This is a genomic window from Amycolatopsis sp. NPDC004772 (assembly GCF_053601215.1).
Map to the genome: position 1 here is coordinate 197,972 of NZ_JBSGBK010000002.1, position 24,948 is coordinate 222,919.

Genomic DNA, 24,948 nt, shown 5'->3' on the forward strand with positions numbered 1-24,948 from the left:
GCGATGGCCGACTTCCAGGCGAACACCCGGCCGTTCGCCGAGCTCGACCGCGCCGGCCGGACCCGGCGTCTGCGACGGCTCGCGGAAGCGGCGTTGACGGCCTACGCCGTGCCGGTGGCCCGGCTGACCCCGCTGGCCCACGGGCACAACACGACGTTCCGCGTCGACGGCGCCGACGGCCACCGGTACGTGCTGCGGGTGCAGCGGCCGGACGGCCCCGGCGTCTCCCAGGTCCGGGCCGAGATGACCTGGCTGACCACGCTGCGCCGCGAGACCGGCCTGGTCGTCCCGCAGCCGGTGCCGACGCGCGCGCGGGACCTGGTCACCGTGGTCGCCGACCCGGCCGTGCCCGAACCACGCACCTGCGTGCTCAGCCACTGGGTCGAGGGCCGGTTCCTCGACGAACGGCTCAGCGCGCCGCAGCTGTACGCCGTCGGCGAGTTCACCGCGCGGCTGCACCTGCACGGCACCCGGATGAACGGCCTCGACCGCCGCCGCGTCGACGACCTGACCGACTTCGGCCGCACGCAGGTGGACGGCTTCTCCGCGGCGGTCGTCGACCGGGCCGTCGCGGCGGCCGGCGGCGACGAGCGGATCCGCAAGGCTGTGGCGCGCGTCCGCGCGGTGCGGACCGAACTGGGGTACGGCTCCGACGTCTTCGGCCTGGTGCACGGCGACCTGCACCAGGAGAACTACCTGCTGCACCGCGGCCGCGTGCACGCGATCGACTTCGACGACTGCGGGTACGGGCACTACGCTTACGACCTCGCCGTCGCCTGCGCCGCCCTCGCGCACCTGCCCCACCGCGAAGAGCTGAAGGAGGCTCTCCTGGACGGCTACCGGTCGGTCCGCCCGGCCGCCGCCACGACGGACCAGGGCGTGCTGGCCGCCTTCGCCGGGCTCCGGCGGGTCCAGCTCCGCCTGCGCTGACCCGTTACAAACCGCCGTTACAATTGCTACATGGCCGGACGATCCAGCAACGCCACCAGTACCCGCGACCGCCTGCTCATGGCCGCCGGCCAGCTCCTGCACGAGGCCGGTGACGGGCCGGTGTCGACGCGGGCGATCTGCGAGCGCGCCGGCGTCCAGGCCCCCACGCTGTACCACCACTTCGGCAGCAAGCAGGGCCTGCTCGACGCGGTCGTCAACTACGGCTTCACCCAGTACGTCCAGGCGCCGGAACCGGGTGGCGACCCGGTGGAGCGGATCCGCGCGGGCTGGGACAGGCACGTCGAGTACGGCCTGGAGCACCCCGCGTTCTACGTGCTGCTCTACGGCCAGATCGAACCGGGCGTCCCGTGCAACCTCACCTCCAGCGCCGAAGCGATGCTGCTGGAGCTCTTCACGCCGTTGGCGCGCGAGGGCCGCCTGCGCGTCGAGGCGGCGGAGGCCGCGCGGCAGTTCGCGGCGGCGAACAGCGGCGTGACGCTCAGCTTGATCGCCCAGCCCGAGGAAAGCCGGGACCTGGCGATGTCCGCGCAGGTCAGGGAGTCCGTGCTGGCCGGGCTGCTCGCCGGCCGGCCCGCCGAAAGCTCGTCCGTCAGCGCCCTCGCTGTCGCTTTGTCGACCGCACTCCAGGACGACACGGACGCCCTGACCACCACCGAGCGCCAGATGCTGCGCGAGTGGCTCCACCGGCTGGCGTCCTGAGCGCTACATTTGCTACATTGCTCGGTATGACAAATGTATCGAGCAGGTTCGGCGTGTTCCTGGCCCCGCACCGCGACGACGTCGCCCGCAAGGAACAGGCGATCGCGGCCGACGCACTGGGGTACGGCGCGGTCTGGCTGGGGACCGGCCGCAACTCGGTCGGCGACCTCGCGTTGGCCGAGGACGTCCTCGCCGCCACCGAGCGGATCACCGTGGCGACGGCGATCGTCAACGTGTGGGTCGACGAGCCGGAGACGCTCGCCGAGTCCTACCACCGGCTCGCGGGCCGGTACGGAAAGCGCTTGCTGCTCGGCATCGGCGTCGGCCACCCCGAGTCGGTCACCGGGTACCGCAGCCCGTACGCCAAGATCGTCGACTACCTCGACCGGCTCGACGCGGCCGGCGTCCCGGCCGAGGCCCGGGTGCTCGCCGCGCTCGGCGACCGCGTGCTGAAGCTGGCCGCCGAACGCACCGCGGGCGCGCACCCGTACCTCGTGCCCGTCGCGCACACGCGGCACGCGCGGGCGCTCCTGGGCGCGGGCAAGCTGCTGGCACCGGAGCACAAGGTGGTCCTGGACGACGACAGCGTGGCCGCGCGCGCCATCGGACGGCCGTACGTCCAGACCCCCTACCTCGGCCTCAGCAACTACGTGAACAACCTGCTGCGTTATGGGTACACCGAGGCCGACGTCGCCGGCGGCGGCAGTGACCGCCTGATCGACGACCTCGTCCTGCACGGGACGCCGGAGACCGTCGCCAAGGGACTGCTGTCCCATGTGGACGCCGGCGCCGACCACGTGGCGGTGCAGGTGCTCGGCCCCTCCCCCGAGGTGGAGCTGGCGAACCAGCGCCGGCTGGCCGAGGTGCTGCTTTGATCAGCCGGGCGCGGGCAGCAGGACGTTCAGCGCGGTGACGAGCGTGCGCTCCTCGTAGGCGAAGTGACTGTCCAATGCGGACTGGAGCCGGTCGAACTCCGCGCGCAGCCGGGCCGGGTCGGTTTCCGTCTCGGCGAGCCGCTCGATCTCCTCCTGCAGCCGGCCCACGACGACGTGCTCTTCGTCGAGCTTCGCCAGCGTGGGCTTGAGGGCCGGGAACCGCTCGGCCAGCAACGGGAAGATGTTCGTGGCCTCCCCGGTGTGGTGCCGGCCGAGGGCCGTGCAGAAGCCGGCGCACCGCGTGCGCAGCTGCCGCGGGATGCCGCAGTCCAGCTCGGCGCGCATTTCCTTCAGCTCACCGCGCAGCCAGTCGTGCATCTCGACGAGCCAGTCGCCCATGCGCCGCGCGGTGTCGAACCGGTGCAGCTCGACGACGGGCAGGATCCGGGTCGTTCGCGCCTGGTAGTCCGCGAACCCCGGCTCCCGCTCGAGCACCTCGGCGAACAGCCGGTCGCGGTCCGGCGGGAGCGCCGCCATCGCCTCGTACGATTCGGTGTCCGTTTCCACCAGCACGAGCGGGTTGCGCCGGATGTTGTGGTACCAGGCCGGGTGTTTCGGCGAGCCCAGCGCCGAGGCGACGACGACCAGCCGGCCGTCGATGTCCAAGGCGCCCAGGGGAACGCGGTGCTTCCGGCCCGTCCGGGCGCCGGTCGTGGTGAGCATGATCGAACGGGGCACGATCGCACGTTACCGACCGGCCCGGCAGCCGGACATCCCTCAACCGCATAGATCGGGCCTGGCTCAGCGGGCGGCGTCAGCGGCTTTCCGGGCGGCGGTGGCAGCCTTGTCGGCTTCGTCGAAGGCCGCTCTCGCCGTCTCGAACTCCGCCGTCGCCCGCTCGGCGCGTTCCTCGGCTTCGGCCAGGCGCTCGCGCAGGTCTTCGACGCGGGCGGTGGCCTGTTCGGCGGCGCGTTCGGTGCGGACCAGGTCGCGCTCGGCCGTCGCGCGGTCCTTGTCCCGCTCGGCGGCTTCCTTACGCAGGCGCTCGCGTTCCGCGCGCGCCCGGGCCCGCTCCTCTTCTTCACGCCGGTGGTCGCGCTTCGGCTTGGCCGGTTCGGCCTTGTCCACCAGCTTCGCCGGGCGCTTCCCGGTGACGGGCGGGACGCTCGCGGCGAGGCTGAACCACTGGTCGGTGTCCTGGTGCGCGACCGACGTCAGCCGCCCGGCGAGCGCCAGCGCGGCGGTGTCCGGCTCGGCCGCGACGGCCTCCAAGGTCGACTCCACCTCGCGGGAGACGGTGTCGCTCATCGACGGCAGCTCGTGGAGGATCCGCCGCACCAGCTCGCCGCGGCGCCGGGTCAGCGCGCGCAGCTCGTCGCCGGCCAGGCGGGTGTGCGCGTCCCGCAGTTCGGCGCCGAGCTCGGCGAGTTCACGCAGCTGATCGGAATCGTCCCGGGCCAGGCCGTTGACGATCGCCGCGGCCGTGGTCGGCTTGCGCAGCTGCTGGATCCGCTTCGCCAGCTCAGCGTCTCCCTCGGCCTTCGCCGCCTTCGCCGCCGCGTTGCGCGCCTTGACGAACTCCGCGAGGTCACCCCCGTAGAGCTCACCGGCCACCGTGTCGAAGTCCATCGCGGTCCAGCGAACCACATCGGACTGGTGCGGGCACCCGGTGAAGAGTCATCATCGGGGGATGTTCTTCGATCTGGGTGTCCGGGACTTCCTCGACCGCGCGGAAACGGTGTACCCGGACCGCGTCGCCGTGGTCGACGAGCCGGACCAGCCGGCGCCGAGCTGGGGTTCGCTCACCTACCGCGAGGTGGCGCGCCGGGCCCGCGCGCAGGCCGCCCACCTCGACGCGCTGGGCGTGCCGGCCGGCGGGCGCGTCGCGATGGTGTCGCACAACGCCGCGCGGCTGCTCGTGTCGTTCTTCGGCGTGTCCGGCTGGGGCCGGATCCTGGTGCCGGTCAACTTCCGGCTGGCTCCCGCCGAGGTCAAGTACATAGTGGAGCACTCCGGAGCGGAGGTGCTGATCGTCGACCCGGAGCTCGAGCACCTGCTGGACACGGTGACGGCGAAGCACGTGTTCGTCCTCGGCCGGGACGACGACGCCATCTGGGGCGGCGACCGAACGCCCCGGCCGTGGGACGGCGACGAGTCGGCCACCGCGACCATCAACTACACGTCGGGGACGACCGCACGGCCGAAGGGCGTGCAGCTCACCCACCGCAACATCTGGCTGAACGCCGCCGTGTTCGGCCTGCACACGACGTTGAGCGACAACGACGTCCTGCTGCACACGCTGCCGATGTTCCACTGCAACGGCTGGGGCATGCCGTACGCGGTGACCGGCCTCGGCGGGCGGCACATCGTACTGCGGAAGGTCGACGGCACCGAGATCCTGCGGCGCATCGGCGAACACGGCGTGACGATCCTGTGCGCGGCGCCCGCGGTGGTCACGGCGGCCTTGGACGGCGCCGCGACCTGGGACGGCGAGATCCCCGGCCGCGACCGCGTCCGGATCGTCGTGGCCGGCGCACCGCCGCCGACGCGCACGATCGAGCGCGTCCGGGCCGAGCTGGGCTGGGAGTTCATCCAGATCTACGGGCTCACCGAGACGGCGCCGCTGCTGACGGTCAACCGGATGCGCAGCGAGTGGGCAGACCTCGACCCGCACGAGCAGGCCCGGCTGCTGGGCCGCGCGGGCACGCCGGCGCTCGGCGTCCGGATCGCGGTGGACGGCGACGGCGAGGTGCTCGCCCAGTCGAACCACAACCTCGACGGCTACTGGGAGAACCCGTCGGAGACCGCCCGGGTCACCGACGGCGGCTGGTTCCACACCGGCGACGGCGGGACGTTCTCCGAGGGTTACCTGACGATCGCGGACCGCAAGAAGGACGTGATCATCTCGGGCGGCGAGAACGTGTCGTCGATCGAGGTGGAGGACGCGCTCAACTCCCACCCGGCGATCCGCGAGGCCGCGGTGATCGGCATCCCGGACGAGAAGTGGGGCGAGCTGGTGACGGCGCTGGTCGTGGTGGAGGGCGCGGTCACGGCGGAGGAGCTCATCCAGCACTGCCGGGAGCACCTGGCCGGCTACAAGTGCCCGAAGCGGATCGAGTTCCTGGACGCGCTGCCCCGGACGGCGACCGGGAAGATCCAGAAGTTCAAACTGCGGGAGCCGTTCTGGCAGGGGCAGTCGCGGCAGGTCAACTGAGGTGCGGTTCTTCTTCGACCCGGGCTCGGGCGCGGCCCTGTGGGACGACGCCGGACCGGCGGATCTCGACGAGCTGCCGATCAGCGCCTCGTTGCGGGCCTCGGTGGACAGCCTGGTCGAGCAGTACGACGAGTCGGTGAACTGGGACTACCCGCCGGACCCCGGACCGTGGCGGGAGGCGCGGTGCGCCCGCTTCAACGCCGACGTGCGTGCGGTCCTGACCCGGTTGCGCGAGGAGCTGGGGCCCGCGGTCGAGGACCGGTGCACCGAGCTGCACGAAGACCCGGAGCTGGATCGGTACCTGGCCGATCCGGAGGGGTTCAGGCGCTAGCGGACCAGCGCGCGCCGAGACGGAGATGTAGCGCCGAGCTCCTCCGCGGCGACCCAGCAAGCGACCGGATCGCCACGACGAGAGGCAGCTCCCGTGCAGACGTTCCTCCAGCAGCTCCCGGCCCTGATCGGAGTTGTCATCGGCGCGCTGGCGTCATTCGCGGCCACCTCGGCCGCCGAACGCGGGCGCTGGCGGCGGGCCCAGTCGGTGCGCTGGGACGAACGGCGGCTCACCGCCTACGCCGACTACGCCTTCGCGCTCAAGCGAGTCATCGCTCTTTCGGTCCGGATCGCGGCACATCGCGGCATCCACCCCGACATCGACTCCCTGCCGCCCGAAGAAGGGCTGCCCGCCTTGGCCGCGGCCGAGGAGGAACGCACGGTCAAGTGGGAGACCGTGCTGCTGCTGGGAACCGGCAGCACCGTCTTGGCCGCACGGGCCTGGCACGAGAGCGCCTTCCGGTTGCAGCGGATCGCCACCGGCGCGGAAGCCGACCTGCCGTGGGCCGAAGCCATCGAGGCCGTGAGCAAGGCGCGGCGCCGGTTCTACGAGGCCGCGAAGGCGGACATCGGGATCGCCGTCGGGGACCTGCCGGAAAGCTACGAGTGGCAGATCGGCCGGCTGGTCGGTACCGACCCGGCCCCGCCGGGACCCAACGCCTAGCGGACCAGCCGGAAGAACGTCCGCACCTCGTCGGCGAACAGCTCCGGCTGCTCGTAAGCCGCGAAGTGCCCACCCCGCTCCAGCTCGTTCCAGTGCCGGATGTCGGGGTACCGCTTCTCCGCCCACCGGCGCGACGGCCGAGGCATCTCCCCGGGGAAGATCGAGCACCCCACCGGCACGTCCACTGTGTCGTCCGTCGCCTCGGAGAACCACTTCTGGACCTTGCGGATGCTCTCCCAGTACAGCCGGGCCGAGGACGCCGCCGTGCCCGTCAGCCAGTACAGCGTCACGTCGTCCAGGAGCTCGTCGCGGGTGAACGGGAAGCCGTCGGACCAGGCGTGGAACTTCTCCACCAGCCAGCCGCAGAGCCCCGCCGGGGAGTCGAGCAGGCTGTAGCCGATCGTCTGCGGGCGGGTCGACTGCAGCACCGAATACCCGTCCTCCCAGCGTTGCGCGTTCTCCAACGCGGCCAGCGCGCCCCGCTCGGACGCCGTCAGGTCGTCGAACGTCGCCGGGTCCGGGGCCGCGATCGGCGGGTTCAGGTGGATGCCCGCCAGGTGGGCCGCGTCCTGCTGGGCCAACGACGTCGTGATCGACGTCCCCCAGTCGCCGCCCTGGGCGCCGTAGCGGGCGTAGCCCAAGCGGGCCATCAGGGCCGCCCAAGCGGACGCGATCCGCTCGATGCCCCAGCCCGATGCCGACGGCTTGTCGCTGAAGCCGTAGCCCGGCAGCGACGGGATCACCAGGTGAAACTCCTCCGCGAGCGGCTCGATCACCTTGCCGAACTCCAGGAACGAACCGGGCCAGCCGTGCGTGAGGAGCAGCGGGAGCGCGTCCGGCCGCGGCGAGCGCACGTGCAGGAAGTGGATGCCCAGCCCGTCGATTTCGGTGCGGTACTGCGGAAACCGGTTGAACCGGGCTTCGACGCGGCGCCAGTCGTACTCCGTCGCCCAGTATTCGCACAGCGGGCGCAGGTAGCCCAGCGGCGTGCCCTGGCTCCAGTCGGCCACGGGCTCGGCTTCGGGCCAGCGCGTCCGCCGCAGCCTGACCCGCAGGTCGTCGAGGTCGGCGTCGGGGATCTCGATCCGGTACGGCGTGGTCACGCCGGCACGTAGGTCAGCTGCACGACGCCGTTGCCGAACGTCGCGGATTTCTTCAGCTCCAGCGGGAACGACGGCCCGTCCGCGGGGAACAACCGCACGCCGCGCCCGACGACGACCGGGTACAGCAGCAGGTTCAGCTCGTCGACCAGGCTTTCCGACAGCAGCCACCGCACCGCCGTCGGGCTGCCGCTGGTCATGATGTCGCCGCCGCTTCCGGCCTTCAGCGCCCGGACCGCCTCGGCCGGGTCGCCGGTGAGCAGCGTCGAGTTGTTCCAGCCGACTTCGGACAACGTCGACGAAAGCACGTATTTGCGCACGTTGTTCATGAACTCGGCACCTTCGTCGTCCTCGACGGTCCGGCCGGGCCACGCTTCGGCGAACCCTTCGTAGGTGACGCGCCCGAGCAACATCGCGTCCGCGGCGGCCATCCCGCTGCCGACCGCCTGGCCGATTTCGTCGCTCCAGTACCGCAACGACCACTTGTCGGGCGCTTCGACCACGCCGTCGAGGGAAACGAACAGGTTCGCGACGATCTTGCGCATGCGCCCACTATAAACCGGCGAAACGCCCGGACCGTCCACTCGCGACGCATTCGCTGTCCGCCTCCGCCCGGGCCCGCTCCTCTTCGGTCGCGGGTTCGAGGCGCGCCGGGACGTCCTTGTGGTGCGGCGTGCCCGCGATCGGGTCCCGGTCCAGCGCGTCCGTGAGGAGGTTGATCCGCGGCCCGCTGACCACCCGGCGGCCGTCGGCGGCCGGGTGGGCCATGCCGTAGCCGTGCGGCAGCGCGAGCTGACCCGGCCGCAGCGCGGGATCGGCCTCGGCGCGGACGACCACCCGCCCCGCCGGCGTCACGACGGCCACCCAATCGCCGGGCGAGGCGCCGATCGACGCCAGTTCTTCGGGACGCGCGCGCAGAGCGCCGTCCGGATCCGTGCGGCGCCAGCGCGGATCACGCAGGATCTGGTTCGCGTTGTGCGCCCGCCGCTGCCCGTTGAGCAGCGAAAACGGGTACACCGGGTCGGGCCGCTCGGCCGCCGGGTCCAGCGCGGCCAGCCAGTCCAGCAGGTCCGGCACGGCGAGCCGGACCCGCTCGCGCCGCATCAGGCTCCACACCTCGTCCTGCTCGTGCGCCGAAAACGGTGTCGGACCGGCCAGGACGCGCTCGAAGAGCTCTTCGCCGAGCTGCGGACCGGTGGCCGAGCTGCCCAGCGCGCGCTGCACCGGCACGGTCATCGTCTTCGCCGCGCGGTGGCAGCCGGCCCACAGCGGCGCGATCGAGGCCGCGCCGCCGGGCAGCGACGCGCCCAGGGTGCGGTAGAGCAGCACCGGCAGGATCGCCGCGCGCTCGGGCATCGCCTGGACCAGCGCACCGAGGCCCGCCTGCAGCGCGGATCGCGGGCCGGCGGCCAGCTCGCCGAGGACGTCCGACGCCGGCAGCACGCCGAGCGCGTCGAACAGCCGCGTGTAGATCTCGGCCTCGACGAGCGTGCCCGGCAGCGGGTCCAGCAGCGGCGGCCGCAGCTGGAAGTAGTTCGTCGGCCATTCGAAGGTGAAGAGCGTGAATTCCCACTTCTCGTGCTGGGACGCGGCGGGCAGTACGTAGTCGGCCAGCGCGGCCGTCTCGGTGTAGGCGACGTCGACCACCACGGACAGCTCCGCGGCCGCCAGCGCGCGTTCGACGTCCCGGGTCCCCGCGAAGGTGTTGGCCGGGTTCGACGACTCGACCCACACCGCGCGGACGTGGTTCGGGTGGTCGGCGAGGACCTCCTCGGCGAGGGTGTTCGCGGGCAGCAGGCCGCCGATGTACTCGAAGCCGGTGATCTCGGAGCGCTGCCCGGTCGTCGCGCCCCACAGCGGCAGCAGCCACGAGTGCAGGTTGTTCGTCCCGCGTCGGCCGAAGTGCCCGGTGAGCAGGTACAGCAGCTTCTCGAGATAGCTGTTGAGCGTCGAATGCCGGCCCTGCTGGATGCCCAGCTCGACGCGCACGGTCATCGCCTTCGCCGCGAGGATCAGGTCGACGGCCCGTTCGACGTCCACACGGGACACTTCGGCGTGCGCGATCCAGGCGTCCACCGGCACTTTCGCCAGCACGGCGGCGACCTCGTCGAAGCCTTCGGTGCGTTCGGCGAGGAACCGCTCGTCCGCGCCACCCCGTTCGAGCAGCAGCGCGAGGATCGCGCCCAGCAGGTAGGCGTCGGTGCCCGGCCGCAGCGGGAGGTGCAGGTCGGCCAGCTCCGCGGTCTCGGTGCGCCGCGGATCGATCACGATCATCCGGCGGTCCGGGTCGTTCTTGAGCGTGTTGAGCGCGTGGCGGGCGTTGCTGAACCCGTGCGCCTGCCAGGGGTTGCAGCCGAGCACGACCAGCAGATCGCAGTGCTCGACGTCCTCGGCGGTGTGCACGATCGTCGAGCCGAACAGGTGCCCGTTGACCCAGAAATCGCCGGTCTTCTCCTGCGAGAGCGCGTTGAAGTGCCGTGTCGAGTTCATCCACTTCAGCAGCGACGTGCCGTAGGCGCCGCCGGAGTGGTTGCCCTGGCCACCGCCGCCGACGTAGGCGAACGAGCCGGGCCGCCCGGCCGCGGTGTCGGCGTCCCGGATCGCGTGCAGCTTCGCGGCGATCTCGGCGAGCGCGGTCTCCCAGCCGATGGGTTCGTGCGTGCCGTCGGGACGCCGTCGCAGCGGCGTCGTCAGGCGGTCTTCGTGGTCGCCGTACCAGGTCAGGCGCTGCGCCTTCTGGCAGAGGTACCCGGCCGAGCGCGGGTGGGCCTTGTCGCCGCGGACGCGGGTGATCTTCCGGCCGTCGAGCTGGACCTCCAGCCCGCAGTTGAGGTAGCAGAGGCTGCACGCGGTGCGGTGCCAGTCGCCGGTCACATCAGCTCCAATGCACGGCCGAGCGTCGTGAGACGCGCTTCGAGCGTTTCGCCGGCCGGGTAGAGCCGGACGGTGTCGATGCCGGCGTCGCGCCAGACGCGCAGGCGTTCGCGCACCATTTCCTCGGTGCCGATGAGCGTCGTGCCGAGTACCATTTCGTCGGTGACGAGCGCGGCGGCGCCGTCGCGATCACCGGCCTGCCAGCGCTCGCGGACCTCGGCGGCGACGTCGGCCCAGCCCTGGCGGCTGTAGGCGTTGTTGTAGAAGTTCGTGCTGGCCGAGCCCATCCCGCCGAGGCTGAAAGCCAGTTCCTTCTTGCGGCTGCCGACCATCGCGCGCAGCTCGTCTTCGTTGTCCGCGAAGGCGACTTCGGCGCCTTGGCAGACGTCGATGTCCTTCCGCTCCCTGCCCGCCTTCGCGAGCCCGGCGTCGAGGTGCGCGAAGTACGCGTCGGCGCCTTCGGGGACGAAGCTGGTGCCGAGCCAGCCGTCGGCGACCTCGCCGGTGAGTTCGAGGAGCTTCGGCGACAGCGTCGCGAGGTAGATCGGGATGTCCGGATTCGGCTCGGTCGACAGCCGCATCGGGCGGGCCTCGCCGGGCCGCGGGATCTCGAACGCTTTGCCGGAGAAGGAGATCTTCTCCCCCGCGAACGCCTGGCGGATGATCTCGACGGTCTCGCGCATCCGGGTCAGGGGCTTCGCGAACGGGACGCCGTGCAGGCCCTCGATGACCTGCGGCCCGGACGCGCCGAGCCCCAGCGCGAACCGCCCGCCGGAGAGGTCGGCGAGGGTGAGCGCGGCCTGCGCGATGGCGACCGGCGTGCGGGTCCCGAGCTGGATGATCCCGGAGCCGAGCCGGATCCGGTCGGTGCGGGCGGCGAGGTAGCCGAGCGCGGACGGCGCGTCCGAGCCCCAGGCTTCGGCCACCCAGCAGCCGTCGAGGCCGAGCTTTTCCGCCTCCAGCACGAAGTCCAGCGTCGCGCGGGTGTCCTTCGAGAACTCGACGGTCGTCGCGGTCTTCATCGGGTTTCGGCCCGGGCCTTGATCGCGGCGAGGTTGCCCTTCATCGCCGTCTCGAACTCGCGCATGCGGACGAAGACGATCTTCTGTTCCTTCTCCGGCATCCGGTCGATGGCGAACGACAGCCCGGACCGGCCGGGACCCATCCGCATCCACTGGCTCAGGCGCGTGCCACCGGCGTCCGGCTCGAGGGTGAACTTCCAGACCGCGCTGGGTTCTTCGGGGTCCTGCACGGCCCACGCGAACACCCGCGGCGCCTCGCATTCGACGACGTACGAAGTCGTCTCCCACTCGCCGAACGCGTCGTGCTTGCTGCGGCCGAGGAACTTCCGGCCGACTTCGCACCACTCGACGGACTGGAGTTCCGCGCTCATCTCGGGCATCAGCGAGATGTCCGAGACGATCGGCCAGACCTCCTCGGGCGCGGCGTCGATCCAGGTCGAGACCTCCGCCGTCGGCAGGTCGGCGTACCGCGCACCCGTCCACTCCATCGTGGTCGCACCTTTCCCTCGTCTGACCACGATAGTTGCGTAGATAGACTGACTCTGTCAATCACTCCTGCCGGGCGAAGCGCTCCTCGACGTCGGGTCGCTGCGCCAGCCGGAGCGGGAAGCCGGGGCCGCGCCGCATCCGCGTGTCGTCCGGCGTCATCGGTTCCCGGCACTCGGCGCAGACGATTTCGGCGTGCGTGTCGTGCCCGCAGGCGAGGTGGTGCACGGTGATCGGCGGGCCGGCTTCGGTGGCGAGCCACTTGTCGCCCCAGCGGGTCATCGCGAGCAGCACCGGGTAGAAGTCGCGGCCCTTCTCGGTCAGCACGTAGTCGTAGCGCACCGGCTCGGTCTGGTACGGCACCTTATCGAGCAGGCCCTCGTCGACCAGCCGCTTGAGCCGGTCGGCGAGGGTGTTGCGCGCGATGCCGAGCGCCTGCTGGAACTCGTCGAAGCGGCGCACGCCGTAGAAGGCGTCCCGCAGCACGAGCGGCGTCCACCAGTCGCCGAGCAGATCCATGGTGCGCGCGATCGAGCACGGCCACTGCGCGAACGATGTCCGTTTCATGCGGCCGAGAGTACGCCGTTCCCGGAAGAGACTCAGCAGGTCAGACGAGATGCCCGGTGGTCACGTCCACGTGCTCGGGCACCTCGTCGTGCACGTCGCCGACCGAGAGCGTGCCCGCCGGCTCGACCAGCAGCACGCTCGCGCCCGCCTTCGACGACGGCTTGTGGAACGTGCCCTTCGGGACCACGAAGACCTGCCCGCGGCCGAGCGTGACCACGCGTTCGTCCGGGTCGCGCAGGCCGATCTCGATCTCGCCGTCCAGGACCAGGAAGAACTCGTCGGTGTTCTCGTGGACGTGCCAGACGTGCTCGCCGTCGAACCGGGCGAGGCGGATGTCGTAGTCGTTGACGCGGGTGACGATCCGCGGGCTCCAGGCGGCTTCGAAGCTCGCCAGGACTTCGTTGAGGTCGATCGGGTTCATGCGTCCCATGCTCGACCTGGTGTTTCCTCGGTGCGAGTGCTAGGAATCGCACATGCCGCAAGAATTCTCGCACCGGGTGGTCGCGATCGTCACCGAGGAGTCGAACCCGTTCGAGATGGGCGTGGCGACCGAACTGTTCGGCCTCCGCCGTCCCGAACTCGACCGGCCTTGGTACGACTTCACGCTCTGTGCGGCGACGCCGGACGTCCGGATGAACCTCGGCATGTTCACGCTCTCCGGCGTCGCCGGCCTCGATGCGGCCGACACGGCGGACACCCTGATCGTCCCGGCCCGCCCGAACACCGGCGTCCCGACGGACCCGGCGATCATCGCGGCGATCCGCCGGGCGCACGACCGCGGAGCCCGCCTGGTGAGCTTCTGCACGGGAGCGCTGGCGCTCGCCGAAGCGGGCGTGCTGGACGGCCGCCGCGCGACGACCCACTGGCAGTGGGCCGCCTCGCTGGCCGCCCGGTTCCCGCGGGTCAGGTGGGAGCCGGACGTGCTGTTCATCGACGAAGGCACCGTCCTGACGGCGGCCGGGAGCGCCGCCTCGCTGGACCTGGGCCTGCACCTCATCCACCGCGACCACGGCGCCGAGGTGGTCAACGCGGTGAGCCGCCGCCTGGTGTTCACCGCCCACCGCGACGGCGGCCAGCGGCAGTTCATCGCCCGCCCGGTGCCGTCGGTGCCGGAGACGTCGCTGGCCCCGGTCCTGGCCTGGGCGTTGGAGCGCCTGGACACCCCGCTGACGGTGCCGCACCTGGCCACGCGGGCGGCGACCAGCCCGGCGACCCTGCACCGGAAGTTCCGCGCGGAGCTGGGCACGACCCCCCTGGCGTGGCTGACGACGGAACGGGTGAGCCTGGCGTGCCGCTTGATCGAGCGGGGCGAGCTCAGATTGGACCGAGTGGCATCGTTGAGCGGCTTCGGAACGGCGGCGAACCTGCGGGCGCAACTACGGCGTCACACCGGCCTCAGCCCGAGCGCTTATCGCCGCCGCTTCGGCCCGGCGGCGTGAAAACAGCGAGCGCCTCGGCCAGTGCGGCCTGCTGCAGCCGGGCCGGATAGGTCCTCGGATCCGCCGCGGCCAGGACGTTCATCCCCTCCACCAACGCCACCAAGCTCTTCGTGGTCAGCTCCAGCCGCTCGTCCGTCCACTCCGGACGGCACGCCGCCACCAACCGGCGGACTCGGGCCAGGAACGACCGGTTCGCCGCCCGGTGGCGCTCGGCCAGGTCCTCGTCGGCCAGTGCCGCCGCCAGGAAACCGACCCAGACGCGGGATTCCTCGTGGTGGCCGTGCGGGAGGTCCACCGCCTGGCCCAGCACCGCCGCGAGCGCGTCCGGCGCCGATGCGCACGCCGCCTCGGCCGCGTCCGCCCGGACCGCCGTGCGTTCGTACAGCAGGTCGCGTGCGTGCAGCAGCAACGCCTTCTTCGTCGGGAACGCGTGCATCACCAGGCCGGTCGTGCAGCCGGCGCGCTCGGCGACCGCGCGCAGCGTCAGGCCCGGCAGGCCGTCGTCGGCGAGGACCTGCCAGGTGGCGTTCGACAGGAGCTCGCGCTGGGCCTGCACGTCACGCTGCCTGGGCATGGCCCGGAAGCGTAACAGATGCTACGGTAACGCCTGTTACGGAAACGGGAAGGCGGCCTGATGATCGACTGCACACTGACGATCACCTCGGTGACCTGGGACGATCCGGACGCCGTCCGGTTGCGCCAAGCCCAGCGGACCGAGCTCGACGCCCGCTACGGCACCGACGACCACGAGCCCGGTGCCGTCCCGACCGCCGAGACCGTCGCCGTCTTCCTGCTCGCCCGCGACGCCGGCGGCGCCGCCATCGGCTGCGGTGGACTGCGGCTGCTCGGCCCCGGATCGGGCGAGGTCAAGCGCATGTACGTCGAGCCGACGGCCCGCGGCACCGGTGTTGCGACCGCCCTGCTGCGCGCCCTCGAAGACCACGCGCGGCGCCTCGGGATCACCCGGCTGCTGCTGGAAACCGGCATCGGGCAGCCGGACGCGATCCGGTTCTACCAGCGCGAAGGCTACGAACCGATCGAGGCGTACGGGCCCTACCGCGGCGAACCGATCTCGCGCTGCTTCGCCCGGGACCTGTGATCGGTTTTCCGATGGCCGGCCCAGGTCCGGCTATTGGCGGCCGGGTGCGCACCGGGCCTACGGTCGACGTACCGTAGCTCGCCACGATTCGGGAGTTTCCCTTGCGCATCAAGCTGATCGGTGCCGCGCTGGCCGTCGCCCTGGCCGTGCCGGCCGCGCCCGCCCAGGCGGCACCGAGGATCATCCCGCTCGACCTCGCCGCCGGGCAGCAGCCCGAGAACATCGCCCTGGAACCCGACGGTTCCGCCGACCTCACCTTCGCCTACACCGGCGAAATCGGCCGGGTCACGCCCGGCGGGCGAATCGAAGTCATCGCCCGGATCCCCGTCCCCGCCGACGGCGACGTCCCGGTGGTGCACCGGAAACTGTTCCTCGGCGGGATCGCCCGCGCCCCGGGCGGTGACCTCTACGTCGCCGTTTCGACCGGCACGGCGGCAACCGGCCTCTACCGCGTCCGCCCCGGACGCACCCCGGCCAAGGTGGCCGCCCTGCCGCCGGCCGGGTTCCACAACGGCGTCGCCCGCGATCCCGCCAGCGGGGACGTCTTCGTCGCCGACTCGTTCGGCTCGGTCGTCCGGCGCGTCACGCCGCGCACCGGGCGGGTCACCGACTGGGCCACCGGCGAGCTGCTCGCCCCGGTCGCCGGCTTCGGCGCGAACGGCGTCAAGGTCCACGACGGCGCGCTCTGGGTGTCCAACCTGGACCGCGGCACGCTCGTCCGGTTCCCGCTCACCGGAGCACCCGGCCGGGTCGTCGCCTCGGGCCTCGGGCCGGTCGACGACTTCGCGTTCCACGGCGGTGACGTCGTCGCCGCCGTCAACCAGGAGAACCGGGTCGTCACGGTCGGCCACGACGGGATCCGGACCATCCTGTCCACTTCGGACGGCTTGGCCAACCCGACGTCGGTGGCCGTCCGTGGTGACACGCTGTACGTGGCCGATAGCGCATATTTCAGCGGATCCCCCAATCTGCTGCGCACGCGACTGGAATGAACGTGCATCCGCACGCCGATTGTGCACGCGCTTTCCTTGATCTTCGGGAACCGGTTGCCGGTGACCAAATCCACCGGTAAGTTGGCGGACCCCGGTGTTCGGTCATCGGTCACCGGGGTTCGCGCTGCTCGGCGAGCGGGGGAGGCTACCGCCGAGAGAGCGCTTTCCGGCGGTATGGGTCGCCGCCGGGCGCAGGAGGGAAACAGTGCCTTGGTGTTGCGGGGAACGGTCATGGCCGAACGCGTGACCGAGCCGTACGTGGTCGGCCTGGAGGCCATCGCGGGTGAGCTGCTGCGCGGCAAGTGGTGCGTCTACCTGCACGAATGGCTCGGCGACGACCTCGACCTGCCCACCTGGCAGGCGGAGGTGGCCGCCCACGCCGAGCAAGCCGGGGTCGAGGTCTGTTTCATAGAAATCCCGCGCAAGGACATGACACTGGTGGCGAACGTGCGCGCGCTGCCCAGCTTCGAGCAGGTCACCGAGTCCGTGGCCGCGCTCGAGCACTACCGGGGGCTCGACGCGGGCAGCCGCAGCGTCGTCTCCCGCCGGTCAGCCCAGTGACACGAGCGCGATCGCCGCGCCCGCGCCGAGCAGCCCGGCGAGCTGGGCCCGGCTCAGCCGTTCCCGCAGGAGGACCAGCGCCGGCAGCACCGGGTAGAGCGCGGCGAGCACGGTCGCGACCGCCGGCAGCTGCCGCTGGGCCGCGAGCAGGTAGAGGACGATCGCCGCGCTGCCGCACACCCCGGCCGGCGCGGCGGGCAAGCACAGCCGGGACGGCAGCCGCCACGGCGCCCGGGTCGCCGCGACCAGGCCGGCGATGGCGACCACCGACACCGCGCGGCTGAACACGACCGGCCAGAACCCGGCTTCGGCCGGGATCCGCGAGAGCGCGACGAACTGGACGGCGAAGCCGAGCCCGGCGACGAAGGCGTCCGGGATCCCCGCCGCCGTCCGGCCGGCCCGCTCCCCGCGCGAGCGCGAGACCAGCCACAACGCCGGTACCGCGCAACAGATCCCGGCGAGCGCGACGCCCGAAAGCCGCTGCCCCAGCAGGAGCAGGCCGAACAGGACCGGCAGGACGACGGCGGCGACGTCGCTCGCGGGCACGACCAGGCTCATCGCCCCCTTGCCCATGGCGCGGTAGAGGAAGGTGGCGCCGGCCCCGGTGCCCGCGCCGGAAAGCGCACCCACCCGAGCAACGCCGCGGTGACCGTGCCCGAACCGGCGTCCGGCACGAAGCAAGGTTGACTTCAACCTTCCTCGAGCTTTTACCGTCGGAGCCATGACCGATCTCCGCACCGCACCACCGCCGATCCCGCGCACCGTCTGGATCGCTTCCGGGGTGATGGCGCTCGGCGGCTTCCTGGGCAACATGGACGCCTCGATCGTCGCCGTCGGGCTCGAATCGATGCGGGACAGCCTCGGCGTCGCCCTCGTCGAAATCCAGTGGGTTGCGACGGCGTACCTGCTCGGCCTCTCCGCCGCGCTCCCGCTCACCCCGTGGCTCGGGCGCAAGTTCGGCGCCGGACGGCTGTGGCTCGCCGCGCTGGTCGCGTTCCTGCTCACGTCGGTGGCCTGCGCGCTCGCCCCGGACGCGGTCACGCTGATCGGCTTCCGGGCCGTGCAGGGCATGGCCGCCGGCGTCATGGTCACCGCCGGGCAGACCGTGATCGGGCTGGCCGTCGGCCCGGAACGCCTCGGCCGCACCATGGGCACGCTGGCGCTCGTGGTCGGGCTCGCACCGGTCGTCGGGCCGAGCGTCGGCGGCTTCCTGCTCGCGCACTTCTCCTGGCCGGTGCTGTTCTGACTGAATCTCCCCATCGGGCTGCTCGCGTTCGGCCTGGCGCTGCGGTACGTCCCGCGCGGTGACCGGCAGCAGCCGCCGCCGATGGACTGGCCCGGCCTCGCGCTGGTGTCGCTCGGCCTGCCCCTGCTGGTGTACGCGCTGACCGAGCTCGGCGCGCCCGGCTCGCTCAACGTCGTCCTCGCCGCCATCGGCGCCGCGGCGATGGGGCTGTTCACCTGGTGGTCCCTGCGCGCGCCCCACCCGGTGCTGCAACTGCGCCTCGCCGCCCGGCCGGTCATGGGGTCCGCGCTCGCGGCCGTGCTGCTCGGCGGCGCCGGGATGTTCAGCGCCGTCCTGCTGCTGCCGCTGTGGTTCCAGCTCCGGCTCGGCGCCGGGACCGCCGAGTCGGGCGTCCTGCTCGCGCCGATGGGGCTGGCCACGACGGTGTTCGTGTTCGTCGCCGGGCGGCTGACCGACCGCTACGGCGGCGGGACCGTCGCGTTCACCGGGTCACTGGTGGTGCTGGTGAGCACGGTGCCGCTGCCGTGGTTCGGCCCGGACACGCCGATGTGGCTGGTCCAGGCCGTGCTCCTGGTCCGCGGTGCCGGGCTCGGGCTGTCGATCATGCCCGCGTCGACGGCGGCGTACGCGTCGGTCGGCGCCGCCGAACTCGGCCACGCCACCGCGCTGGTGAACATCGTGCTGCGCGTGGGCGGCGCGCTCGGCGGCGCGCTGTGCGTGATCGTGCTGTCCCAGGGCCTGGCCGCCGGCCCGGCGACCGGGTTCGGCTGGGCGTTCGGCGTGCTGGGGGCCCTGTGCGCGCTGGGAACGCTGGCCGCGGCCTGGGTCCGGCGCGCCGAGCATTCGTCCACAGTGGACGCGAAGGCGTGATCCACCTGGGAAGCTGGCGGGATCCCCGGATCGGTGATTTGCTGGAGTCGGTCATGCACTGTCGGTAGGGGAGGACTGACGATGGCGAGGGTGGGCAAGCGGCTGATGACGGCCGTGGCCGTGACGACGATCCTGGGAAGCGTGCTGCTGGCCCCACCGGCTTCGGCGGCGGAATCCGTCGACTGGCGGCCGTGCGCCGACGCGCCCGAGGTCGACTGCGGCACGGTGACCGTGCCGGTGGACTGGGCGCACCCGGAGCGGGGCATGACGTCCGTCGCGCTCGCCCGCCGCAAGGCGACGGACCCGCAGGCCCGGATCGGCTCGGTCCTGATGGACCCGGGCGGTCCCGGCGGGTCGGGCACCGAGGAGGTCAAGAACGGCTGGTCGCTCTCGCCCGAGGTCACCCGGCGGTTCGACACCGTGGGCTTCGACCCGCGCGGTGTCGGCGCCAGCACGCGGATCTCGTGCGGGCTCGAGGAGCTGATCGCCGACCACCCGCGCATGCCGCGCAACCAGGCCGAGTTCGAGCAGCTCGCGGCGTACAACCGCAAGCTCGGCGAAAGCTGCAACCGCATTTCCGGGCCGCTGGGGCAGTTCGGCGACACGAAGAGCGTCGCGCGGGACATGGAGGCCATCCGCGTCGCGCTCGGCGAGCCGAAACTGACGTACTACGGCGTTTCCTACGGGACGCTGATGGGCCAGCAGTACGCGGAACTGTTCCCGGACAAGGTCCGCGCGCTCGTGCTGGACAGCAACATGGACCACTCACAGTTCACCGCGGCCGAGTTCCTGCTCAGCGAAACCCGTTCGGTGCAAGCGGAATTCGGCGAGTTCGTGGCCTGGTGCGGCCGGACGCCGAGTTGCGCGCTGCACGGCCGGGACGTCTCCGAGCTGACTCGCGACCTCCAGGACAAGGCCGCCCGCGGGGAATTGAAGGACCCGCGCAGCGAAGAGGTGCTCCAGCCGCTCGACCTCGCGTCGATCTTCCAGGGCAACTTCTACGGCCCCAGCTGGGATAGGCTTGCCACGATCCTGAAATCGCTCGCGGACGGCACACCGCCGGCGGCGTCGGCGAAGCTGAGCGACGACATCCCGATCAACTACGTCTTCCAGAGCGTGTTCTGCGACGACTGGCGCATGCCGGTGCACGACTTCGCGGAACTCGAGACCTACCGCCGGGTGTCGGCCGCATTCGCCCCGGACGTCAGGCTCAACTCCCTGGGCTGGACGTCGGTCACCGCCTGCATCGGCTGGCCGAACCGGACCAGCAACCCGCAGCACCCGCTGCAGGTGCACGGCGCACCGCCGTTGCTGGTGCTGAGCAGCCGGCACGACCCGGCGACGCCGTACGCGTGGTCGCAGGCGGTGGCCCGCCAGACGGGCAACACCCTGCTCACCTACGACGGCTGGGGCCACGGCGCGTACTTCAAGAACAGCTCGTGCGTGACCAAGGCGACCGACGACTACCTGATCACCGGCAAGCTCCCGGCCCGGGGCACGCACTGCCCGGCGGTCGAACCGGGCACGGCGACGGCGATGATCGCCCGGCCGCCGTCGACGATCGGCTTCTGAAGCGGGCCTACCGCGGCCGGCGTCGCCAGAGACCGGTCACGACCGCGAGCGCGCGAGCTCCCGGCGACGGGACCCGCGCCGCGGCCTCCGGGCCGATCCGGCGGCGCATGCGGTAGGCGAGTTCCAGCACTTCCAGGTCCTCCGGGCGGCGGCGGCCGCGGACATCCGGCCGCAGCATCAGCTCGCTCACCGTCACGGGCCTGCCACTGGCACGGTGCGCCGTGCGCGCCATCAGGAACCTCCGCTGCTTTCGCCGACCGGGCTCCGCGATTCTATGAATTCGATTCGGGTTCGTCACCTTACTCGTGAGTTGTGTCCGATGCGTGTCCCCCGGGCATTAGCCTCGAACCATGATCACCATTGGGGGCCTCACCGAAACCGACCGCGCGGCCTGGGAAAACCTGTTCGCCGGCTACAACACGTTCTACGGCCGGACACTCGCTCCGGACCTCGTGGACCGGGCGTGGCGCGAGTTCGCGAGCGGGGAACGGATGCACGCCCTCGGCGCGCGGGCCGACGGCCGGCTCGTCGGCATCGTCCACTTCTTCACGCACGTCAGCACCACCTCCGCCGACGTCTGCTACCTGCAGGACCTCTTCACCGATCCCGCCGTCCGCGGGCGCGGGGCCGGGCGGGCGCTCATCGAAGCCGTCGCCGAGTGGGCGCGGGCGCAGGGCTGTGTGCGCGTCTACTGGCACACCCAGACGTCGAACACCACCGCGCGGCGGCTCTACGACCAGGTCGCGCTCGACAAAGGCTTCATGCAGTACCAGATCCCGCTCGGCTGACACTCACCGGCGGTGCCGGCCGCCGCCTCCGCATCCGTGGTGGCCGCCGAACGGCAGGCCCGCCGGGCGGCGGCCCGCCGACATCGACGGCCAGTCCGGCCCCTTCGGGCGGCCGCGCGACCACAGAGGAATGTCCGGGATCTCGTGGCGGACCGGCGCCGCCTTCTCCGGCGGCTTCGGTTTCGCTTTCGCCGGTTCCTTCACCTTGTCGACGATCTTCACGACCCGGGCCAGCGTTCCGCGGTGCACCACCGGGTTGACGGAATTCGATTCCGGATCGGCGATCACCGGAGCGATTCCGGCCGGTTCCGCGGGTGGGACTGCGGAATCCGGAGGCTGCGGGGCCGCGTGCTTGGCCGGCGGCACGACGACATCCGCCGGCAAGGGGACCAGTGCCACCGCCGGGGGTTCCAAGCCGGCCGGAGGCCAGGCCGCGGCCGTGTCGCGGGCGGGAGGCATCGACACCGCCGCGCTGACCCCGCCGGTCAGCGCCAGCGCGCCCGCGACGACCGACAACATCCGCAAGCGCGTCACCGAGCGCAGAACCTGCGGCTTTTCGCGGTGGCGCGCTCGCGGGAGCACGAGGGTGTCTTCGTCGCGGTAGCGGTCGCGCGGTGCGTCGGACCGGACCAGCAGCTCGGCGACGGTGACCTGCTCTCGGCGCGGAGCCCTACGTGCCATCAAACCCTCCACCTGGGGCCGTCCGGACGGGCGGCAACAGTCCGGACGGCCGATCATAGGAACGCTTCAAGTCCGTGTAAAGGCTCGATCACCCGAGCCGGCCGCCACCGTCCACATGCAGCACCGAGCCAGTGACGAACGGGTTCGCCAGCAACAGGAGCGTGGCCGCCGAAACGTCCGCGGGCCGGCCCACCCGGCCGGCCGGGATCGCTTCCGCGGTTCGGCGGAAGAACTCCGCCTTCTCCTCGCCGAGCCGGTCCCACGCTCCCGAATCGACGATGCCCGGGGAGATCGCGTTGACCCGGATCGGCGCCAGCTCCACGGCCAGCGCTTCGGCGAGGAACGCGACCGCGCCGTTCGTCGTCGCCATGACCGTCCGTTCCGGTGCCGGGCGCCACGCGGCGACGCCGGAGAACAGCACCATGGCACCGCCGTCCCGGAACCGGGGCGCGAAGTGCTTCGCCAGCATCAGCGGACCGGCCACTTTGGCGTCGAAGGCCCGCAGCACCGCGGCCCGCTCCAGCGTCGTGACCGGCCCGTTGGCGGGCGCCGCGGCGAGCGAAACCACGAAGTCCACTTCGCCCACTTCGTCGGCAAGCGCTTTCAACGACGATTCTTCACCGAGATCCGCGAACGCGGTCCGCACTCCCCCTTCCGCCAATGCCGCCGGATTCCGGCCGGCCCGGATCACTTCCGCGCCCGCCGCGGACGCGTCCGCGGCGATCTGCCGGGCGATACCCGCACCGCCACCCACGATGACCAGGCGCTTTCCTTCGAACGACATTTCCGTGCTCCTTTCGTCTCGCACACGGCGTTCAGCGCGCGGCGTCGCCGGAACAATCCCGTCGCGATACGAAGGTTTTCGATGGCTGCGATAGAATTCGCGAATGCCTACGCTGCGCGCGCTGGAATGCCTGGTTGCGGTCCTCGACGCGGGCTCGATCACCGAGGCGGCCGCGCGGCTGCACCTGTCGCAGCCCGCGCTGTCGCATCAGATCGGTGCGTTGGAACGCGAATTGGGGACATCGGTGCTGGAACGGCTGCCGCGCGGGGTCCGGCCGACCGCCGCGGGGCGGGCCGTCCTCGCCGACGCGCGGGCGGCGCTGGCCGCAGCCGAACGGGTGGTCCGGACCGGACACGCGGTGGCCGGCGGCGGCGAAGGCACGCTGCGGATCGCGTGCGCGGAGACCATGACCGCCGGTCTGCTCGCGCCCGTGCTGCGGGCCTGGCACCGGCACCGGCCGGAAGTGCTGATCACGCTGACCGAGACCACGAGCGCAGACGCGCTGGTCGAAGCCCTGGAGACGGGCGAAGCGGACGTCGCGGTCGGGCCGCGGCCGAGCCGCTGGACCGGGGCCACCGAGGTGGTGGGGCGCGAGGAGATCGTCGTGGCGCTGGCCGCGGACCACCCGCTCGGCACCCGCGCGAATGTCCCCATGACCGCCCTCGCGGGCATTCCGGTGGTGCACTACCACCGCGACAATGGCCTCGGCGAATGGCTCGACCAGGAAGCAGCCCGGCGCGGCACGGTACTGGAGGCGGTGATGCGGACCAAGCAGGCGGCGACGGCGGCCCAGCTCGCCGCGGCGGGACTCGGCGTGGCACTGGTCCCGACCACCGCGCTCACCCGGACCTTCCCGGGCGCGCTGCGGCGGCTCAAGCCCCCGCTGCACCGGGACGTCGTGACGTTCACCGCGACGCCGTCGGATTCGCTCGTCCGGCGGTTCCGCTCGGACGTGACGCACCGCGGGCTCACCGTGCCCGGTGTCCTGTCGGACAAACTGTCCGCGGCACCCGGTTAAGTCCTGGTGAATCTGACAGATTTCCTACGAAGGTTTTGTGCCATCCAGACGAACTTCTCGCTCACGGGCAGATTCGGCTGTGCCATTCGCCAAAGTTTGGTTCCATCGGATAGCTTGCTCCTACCGGTCAGTACCGGTGGGTGAGGCCGATCGGGTGAGGCGATCAGCGACAGATCGAGGGAAGCGGGGACGAGCATGCCCAAGCACCGGCCACGTCGCAGGAACGCGCGTTCGGTCCGCAGGACCGCCGCCGCGCTCGCGGGCGGGGCGCTCGTCGTGCTGCCGACGCTGACCACGGGCCTGCCCGCACCGGTCGTCGTGGCCAACGCCGGGGACAGCCAGCCCGACCAGGCCGTCGCCGCGCCGCCGCAGCAGCCGAACATCGTCATGCCGCCGATCGCGGTCGACGGCAGCCTCCCCCAGCCGCCACTGCCCGAGCCGCTGGTCGTGCCGGGCGGGCGAGCCGGCTCCGCGGGCATCTCCGGGTCGCTCGGCATCCCGGGCAGCATGCTCAAGGCGTACAAGAACGCGGCGGACATCCTGGCCAAGGAGCAGCCGGACTGCCACCTGGACTGGGCGCTGATCGCCAGCATCGGCCGGATCGAGTCCAACCACGCCCGCGGCGGGTACGTCAACGCCAACGGCGACACCCTGGAGCCGATCCTGGGCCCGGTGCTCAACGGCGCCGGCGCGTTCGCCGCAATCCGGGACACCGACGGCGGCAAGTACGACGGCGACACGGTGTGGGACCGCGCGGTCGGCCCGACGCAGTTCATCCCGTCGACCTGGCGCGGGTACGCCTCCGACGGCAACGGCGACGGCGTGTCGAACCCCAACAACATCTACGACGAGACGCTGGCCACCGCGCGCTACCTGTGCTCGGGCGGTCTCGACCTTTCGACGGACGCCGGGCAGCGCATCGCCGTGCGCCGCTACAACAACTCTTCGTCCTATGTGGACACGGTGCTGGCGTGGGCCACCGCCTACCGCGGCGGGGTGGCCCAGCTGCCCGACAGCCAGGTGCCGATCGGCACGCCCAACGCCCCGGACGCCGCCGCGGCCGGGTCCCCGGAGAACGGAAGAGCGTCGTGGGGGGAACGAGGGTGTATGGAGAGG

Annotated in this window: 30 protein-coding genes; 16 read left to right on the forward strand and 14 right to left on the reverse strand. The window is 71.8% G+C overall.

What is annotated here, in order from left to right; genetic code table 11:
• Positions 1-3 precede the first annotated feature (3 nt).
• From ACWEF6_RS02305 to ACWEF6_RS02315, 3 genes are read left to right on the forward strand one after another with little or no spacing between them, the layout of a single operon-like run.
• On the forward strand, positions 4-930 hold the full coding sequence (locus ACWEF6_RS02305) for a phosphotransferase enzyme family protein (protein WP_449681218.1): 927 nt from the start codon (positions 4-6) through the stop codon (positions 928-930).
• A 30-nt stretch (positions 931-960) separates the two neighbouring features.
• Positions 961-1,650: a TetR/AcrR family transcriptional regulator gene (locus ACWEF6_RS02310; RefSeq protein ID WP_449681219.1), complete on the forward strand. Its 690-nt coding sequence runs from the start codon at positions 961-963 to the stop codon at positions 1,648-1,650.
• A 26-nt stretch (positions 1,651-1,676) separates the two neighbouring features.
• The gene (locus ACWEF6_RS02315; protein ID WP_449681220.1) at positions 1,677-2,525 is read left to right on the forward strand and encodes an LLM class F420-dependent oxidoreductase; all 849 of its coding nucleotides are present in this window, start codon (positions 1,677-1,679) and stop codon (positions 2,523-2,525) included.
• Here the strand turns inward: ACWEF6_RS02315 and ACWEF6_RS02320 are convergent, their stop codons facing one another.
• Together ACWEF6_RS02320 and ACWEF6_RS02325 are read right to left on the reverse strand one after the other, a co-directional pair.
• A complete protein-coding gene (locus tag ACWEF6_RS02320) occupies positions 2,526-3,263 on the reverse strand; it encodes a nitroreductase/quinone reductase family protein (RefSeq protein WP_449681221.1) in 738 nt (245 codons plus the stop codon). It abuts the gene before it with no gap.
• Between the two features lie 63 nt (positions 3,264-3,326).
• Positions 3,327-4,154 carry a hypothetical protein gene (locus ACWEF6_RS02325; RefSeq protein ID WP_449681222.1) on the reverse strand — a complete coding sequence of 276 codons (828 nt, stop codon included), beginning with the start codon at positions 4,152-4,154 and terminating at the stop codon, positions 3,327-3,329.
• Between the two features lie 61 nt (positions 4,155-4,215).
• On the opposite strand from ACWEF6_RS02325, the gene ACWEF6_RS02330 reads away from it, so the two are divergent.
• The 3 genes from ACWEF6_RS02330 to ACWEF6_RS02340 all read left to right on the forward strand — a co-directional run bounded on the left by ACWEF6_RS02330 (position 4,216) and on the right by ACWEF6_RS02340 (position 6,733).
• A complete protein-coding gene (locus ACWEF6_RS02330; RefSeq protein WP_449681223.1) occupies positions 4,216-5,739 on the forward strand; it encodes an AMP-binding protein in 1,524 nt (507 codons plus the stop codon).
• Position 5,740: 1 nt separating this feature from the next.
• Positions 5,741-6,070: a hypothetical protein gene (locus tag ACWEF6_RS02335; RefSeq protein WP_449681224.1), complete on the forward strand. Its 330-nt coding sequence runs from the start codon at positions 5,741-5,743 to the stop codon at positions 6,068-6,070.
• A 93-nt stretch (positions 6,071-6,163) separates the two neighbouring features.
• Positions 6,164-6,733 carry a hypothetical protein gene (locus tag ACWEF6_RS02340; protein WP_449681225.1) on the forward strand — a complete coding sequence of 190 codons (570 nt, stop codon included), beginning with the start codon at positions 6,164-6,166 and terminating at the stop codon, positions 6,731-6,733.
• On the opposite strand, the gene ACWEF6_RS02345 is transcribed toward ACWEF6_RS02340, so the two are convergent.
• The 7 genes from ACWEF6_RS02345 to ACWEF6_RS02375 form a co-directional block, all read right to left on the reverse strand.
• Entirely contained in the window at positions 6,730-7,836 is a 1,107-nt protein-coding gene (locus ACWEF6_RS02345) for an epoxide hydrolase family protein (RefSeq protein WP_449681226.1), read from the reverse strand. The genes ACWEF6_RS02340 and ACWEF6_RS02345 overlap by 4 nt on opposite strands.
• Positions 7,833-8,378 (reverse strand): dihydrofolate reductase family protein, encoded by a 546-nt coding sequence (locus tag ACWEF6_RS02350; protein ID WP_449681227.1) that lies wholly within the window; start codon positions 8,376-8,378, stop codon positions 7,833-7,835. The genes ACWEF6_RS02345 and ACWEF6_RS02350 overlap by 4 nt, the downstream gene beginning before the upstream one ends.
• A gap of 7 nt (positions 8,379-8,385) precedes the next feature.
• Positions 8,386-10,707 carry a molybdopterin-dependent oxidoreductase gene (locus ACWEF6_RS02355; RefSeq protein WP_449681228.1) on the reverse strand — a complete coding sequence of 774 codons (2,322 nt, stop codon included), beginning with the start codon at positions 10,705-10,707 and terminating at the stop codon, positions 8,386-8,388.
• The gene (locus ACWEF6_RS02360) at positions 10,704-11,729 is read right to left on the reverse strand and encodes an LLM class flavin-dependent oxidoreductase (RefSeq protein ID WP_449681229.1); all 1,026 of its coding nucleotides are present in this window, start codon (positions 11,727-11,729) and stop codon (positions 10,704-10,706) included. Before ACWEF6_RS02360 ends, ACWEF6_RS02355 begins: the two co-directional genes overlap by 4 nt.
• Positions 11,726-12,217 carry an SRPBCC family protein gene (locus tag ACWEF6_RS02365; RefSeq protein WP_449681230.1) on the reverse strand — a complete coding sequence of 164 codons (492 nt, stop codon included), beginning with the start codon at positions 12,215-12,217 and terminating at the stop codon, positions 11,726-11,728. Before ACWEF6_RS02365 ends, ACWEF6_RS02360 begins: the two co-directional genes overlap by 4 nt.
• Before the next feature lie 61 nt (positions 12,218-12,278).
• Positions 12,279-12,782: a winged helix-turn-helix transcriptional regulator gene (locus tag ACWEF6_RS02370; protein WP_449681231.1), complete on the reverse strand. Its 504-nt coding sequence runs from the start codon at positions 12,780-12,782 to the stop codon at positions 12,279-12,281.
• 40 nt (positions 12,783-12,822) lie between these two features.
• A complete protein-coding gene (locus ACWEF6_RS02375) occupies positions 12,823-13,203 on the reverse strand; it encodes a cupin domain-containing protein (RefSeq protein ID WP_449681232.1) in 381 nt (126 codons plus the stop codon).
• Between the two features lie 52 nt (positions 13,204-13,255).
• Here ACWEF6_RS02375 and ACWEF6_RS02380 point away from each other — a divergent pair, with 52 nt between their 5' ends.
• Positions 13,256-14,221, forward strand: a complete 966-nt coding sequence (locus tag ACWEF6_RS02380; RefSeq protein ID WP_449681233.1) for a helix-turn-helix domain-containing protein — start codon at positions 13,256-13,258, stop codon at positions 14,219-14,221.
• Here the strand turns inward: ACWEF6_RS02380 and ACWEF6_RS02385 are convergent.
• Positions 14,178-14,795: a TetR/AcrR family transcriptional regulator gene (locus ACWEF6_RS02385; protein WP_449681234.1), complete on the reverse strand. Its 618-nt coding sequence runs from the start codon at positions 14,793-14,795 to the stop codon at positions 14,178-14,180. The two genes, ACWEF6_RS02380 and ACWEF6_RS02385, sit on opposite strands and share 44 nt — an antisense overlap.
• Before the next feature lie 60 nt (positions 14,796-14,855).
• Here ACWEF6_RS02385 and ACWEF6_RS02390 point away from each other — a divergent pair, with 60 nt between their 5' ends.
• The 3 genes from ACWEF6_RS02390 (at position 14,856) to ACWEF6_RS02400 (ending at position 16,873) form a co-directional block, all read left to right on the forward strand.
• Positions 14,856-15,320 (forward strand): GNAT family N-acetyltransferase, encoded by a 465-nt coding sequence (locus ACWEF6_RS02390; protein ID WP_449681235.1) that lies wholly within the window; start codon positions 14,856-14,858, stop codon positions 15,318-15,320.
• Positions 15,321-15,421: 101 nt separating this feature from the next.
• Positions 15,422-16,312 (forward strand): hypothetical protein, encoded by an 891-nt coding sequence (locus ACWEF6_RS02395; RefSeq protein ID WP_449681236.1) that lies wholly within the window; start codon positions 15,422-15,424, stop codon positions 16,310-16,312.
• A 231-nt stretch (positions 16,313-16,543) separates the two neighbouring features.
• The gene (locus ACWEF6_RS02400; protein WP_449681237.1) at positions 16,544-16,873 is read left to right on the forward strand and encodes a hypothetical protein; all 330 of its coding nucleotides are present in this window, start codon (positions 16,544-16,546) and stop codon (positions 16,871-16,873) included.
• Here the strand turns inward: ACWEF6_RS02400 and ACWEF6_RS02405 are convergent.
• Complete coding sequence (locus tag ACWEF6_RS02405; RefSeq protein WP_449681238.1) at positions 16,862-17,503, reverse strand: multidrug DMT transporter permease; 642 nt, start codon at positions 17,501-17,503, stop codon at positions 16,862-16,864. The genes ACWEF6_RS02400 and ACWEF6_RS02405 overlap by 12 nt on opposite strands.
• A gap of 91 nt (positions 17,504-17,594) precedes the next feature.
• Between ACWEF6_RS02405 and ACWEF6_RS02410 the strand changes: the two genes are divergently transcribed.
• From ACWEF6_RS02410 to ACWEF6_RS02420, 3 genes are all read left to right on the forward strand, one after another.
• Entirely contained in the window at positions 17,595-18,119 is a 525-nt protein-coding gene (locus ACWEF6_RS02410) for an MFS transporter (RefSeq protein ID WP_449681239.1), read from the forward strand.
• Positions 18,120-18,200: 81 nt separating this feature from the next.
• A complete protein-coding gene (locus tag ACWEF6_RS02415) occupies positions 18,201-18,989 on the forward strand; it encodes an MFS transporter (protein WP_449681240.1) in 789 nt (262 codons plus the stop codon).
• 81 nt (positions 18,990-19,070) lie between these two features.
• Positions 19,071-20,561 (forward strand): alpha/beta hydrolase, encoded by a 1,491-nt coding sequence (locus ACWEF6_RS02420; RefSeq protein ID WP_449681241.1) that lies wholly within the window; start codon positions 19,071-19,073, stop codon positions 20,559-20,561.
• Between the two features lie 7 nt (positions 20,562-20,568).
• Here the strand turns inward: ACWEF6_RS02420 and ACWEF6_RS02425 are convergent, their stop codons facing one another.
• Positions 20,569-20,751 (reverse strand): hypothetical protein, encoded by a 183-nt coding sequence (locus ACWEF6_RS02425; protein ID WP_449681242.1) that lies wholly within the window; start codon positions 20,749-20,751, stop codon positions 20,569-20,571.
• Between the two features lie 160 nt (positions 20,752-20,911).
• On the opposite strand from ACWEF6_RS02425, the gene ACWEF6_RS02430 reads away from it, so the two are divergent.
• On the forward strand, positions 20,912-21,349 hold the full coding sequence (locus ACWEF6_RS02430; protein WP_449681243.1) for a GNAT family N-acetyltransferase: 438 nt from the start codon (positions 20,912-20,914) through the stop codon (positions 21,347-21,349).
• Between the two features lie 3 nt (positions 21,350-21,352).
• On the opposite strand, the gene ACWEF6_RS02435 is transcribed toward ACWEF6_RS02430, so the two are convergent.
• Together ACWEF6_RS02435 and ACWEF6_RS02440 are read right to left on the reverse strand one after the other, a co-directional pair.
• Positions 21,353-22,030: a hypothetical protein gene (locus ACWEF6_RS02435; protein WP_449681244.1), complete on the reverse strand. Its 678-nt coding sequence runs from the start codon at positions 22,028-22,030 to the stop codon at positions 21,353-21,355.
• A gap of 88 nt (positions 22,031-22,118) precedes the next feature.
• Positions 22,119-22,814 carry an SDR family oxidoreductase gene (locus tag ACWEF6_RS02440; RefSeq protein WP_449681245.1) on the reverse strand — a complete coding sequence of 232 codons (696 nt, stop codon included), beginning with the start codon at positions 22,812-22,814 and terminating at the stop codon, positions 22,119-22,121.
• Between the two features lie 103 nt (positions 22,815-22,917).
• Between ACWEF6_RS02440 and ACWEF6_RS02445 the strand changes: the two genes are divergently transcribed.
• The gene (locus ACWEF6_RS02445) at positions 22,918-23,832 is read left to right on the forward strand and encodes a LysR family transcriptional regulator (protein ID WP_449681246.1); all 915 of its coding nucleotides are present in this window, start codon (positions 22,918-22,920) and stop codon (positions 23,830-23,832) included.
• 195 nt (positions 23,833-24,027) lie between these two features.
• On the forward strand, positions 24,028-24,948 hold a 921-nt coding region (locus ACWEF6_RS02450), incomplete at its 3' end, for a lytic transglycosylase domain-containing protein (protein WP_449681247.1).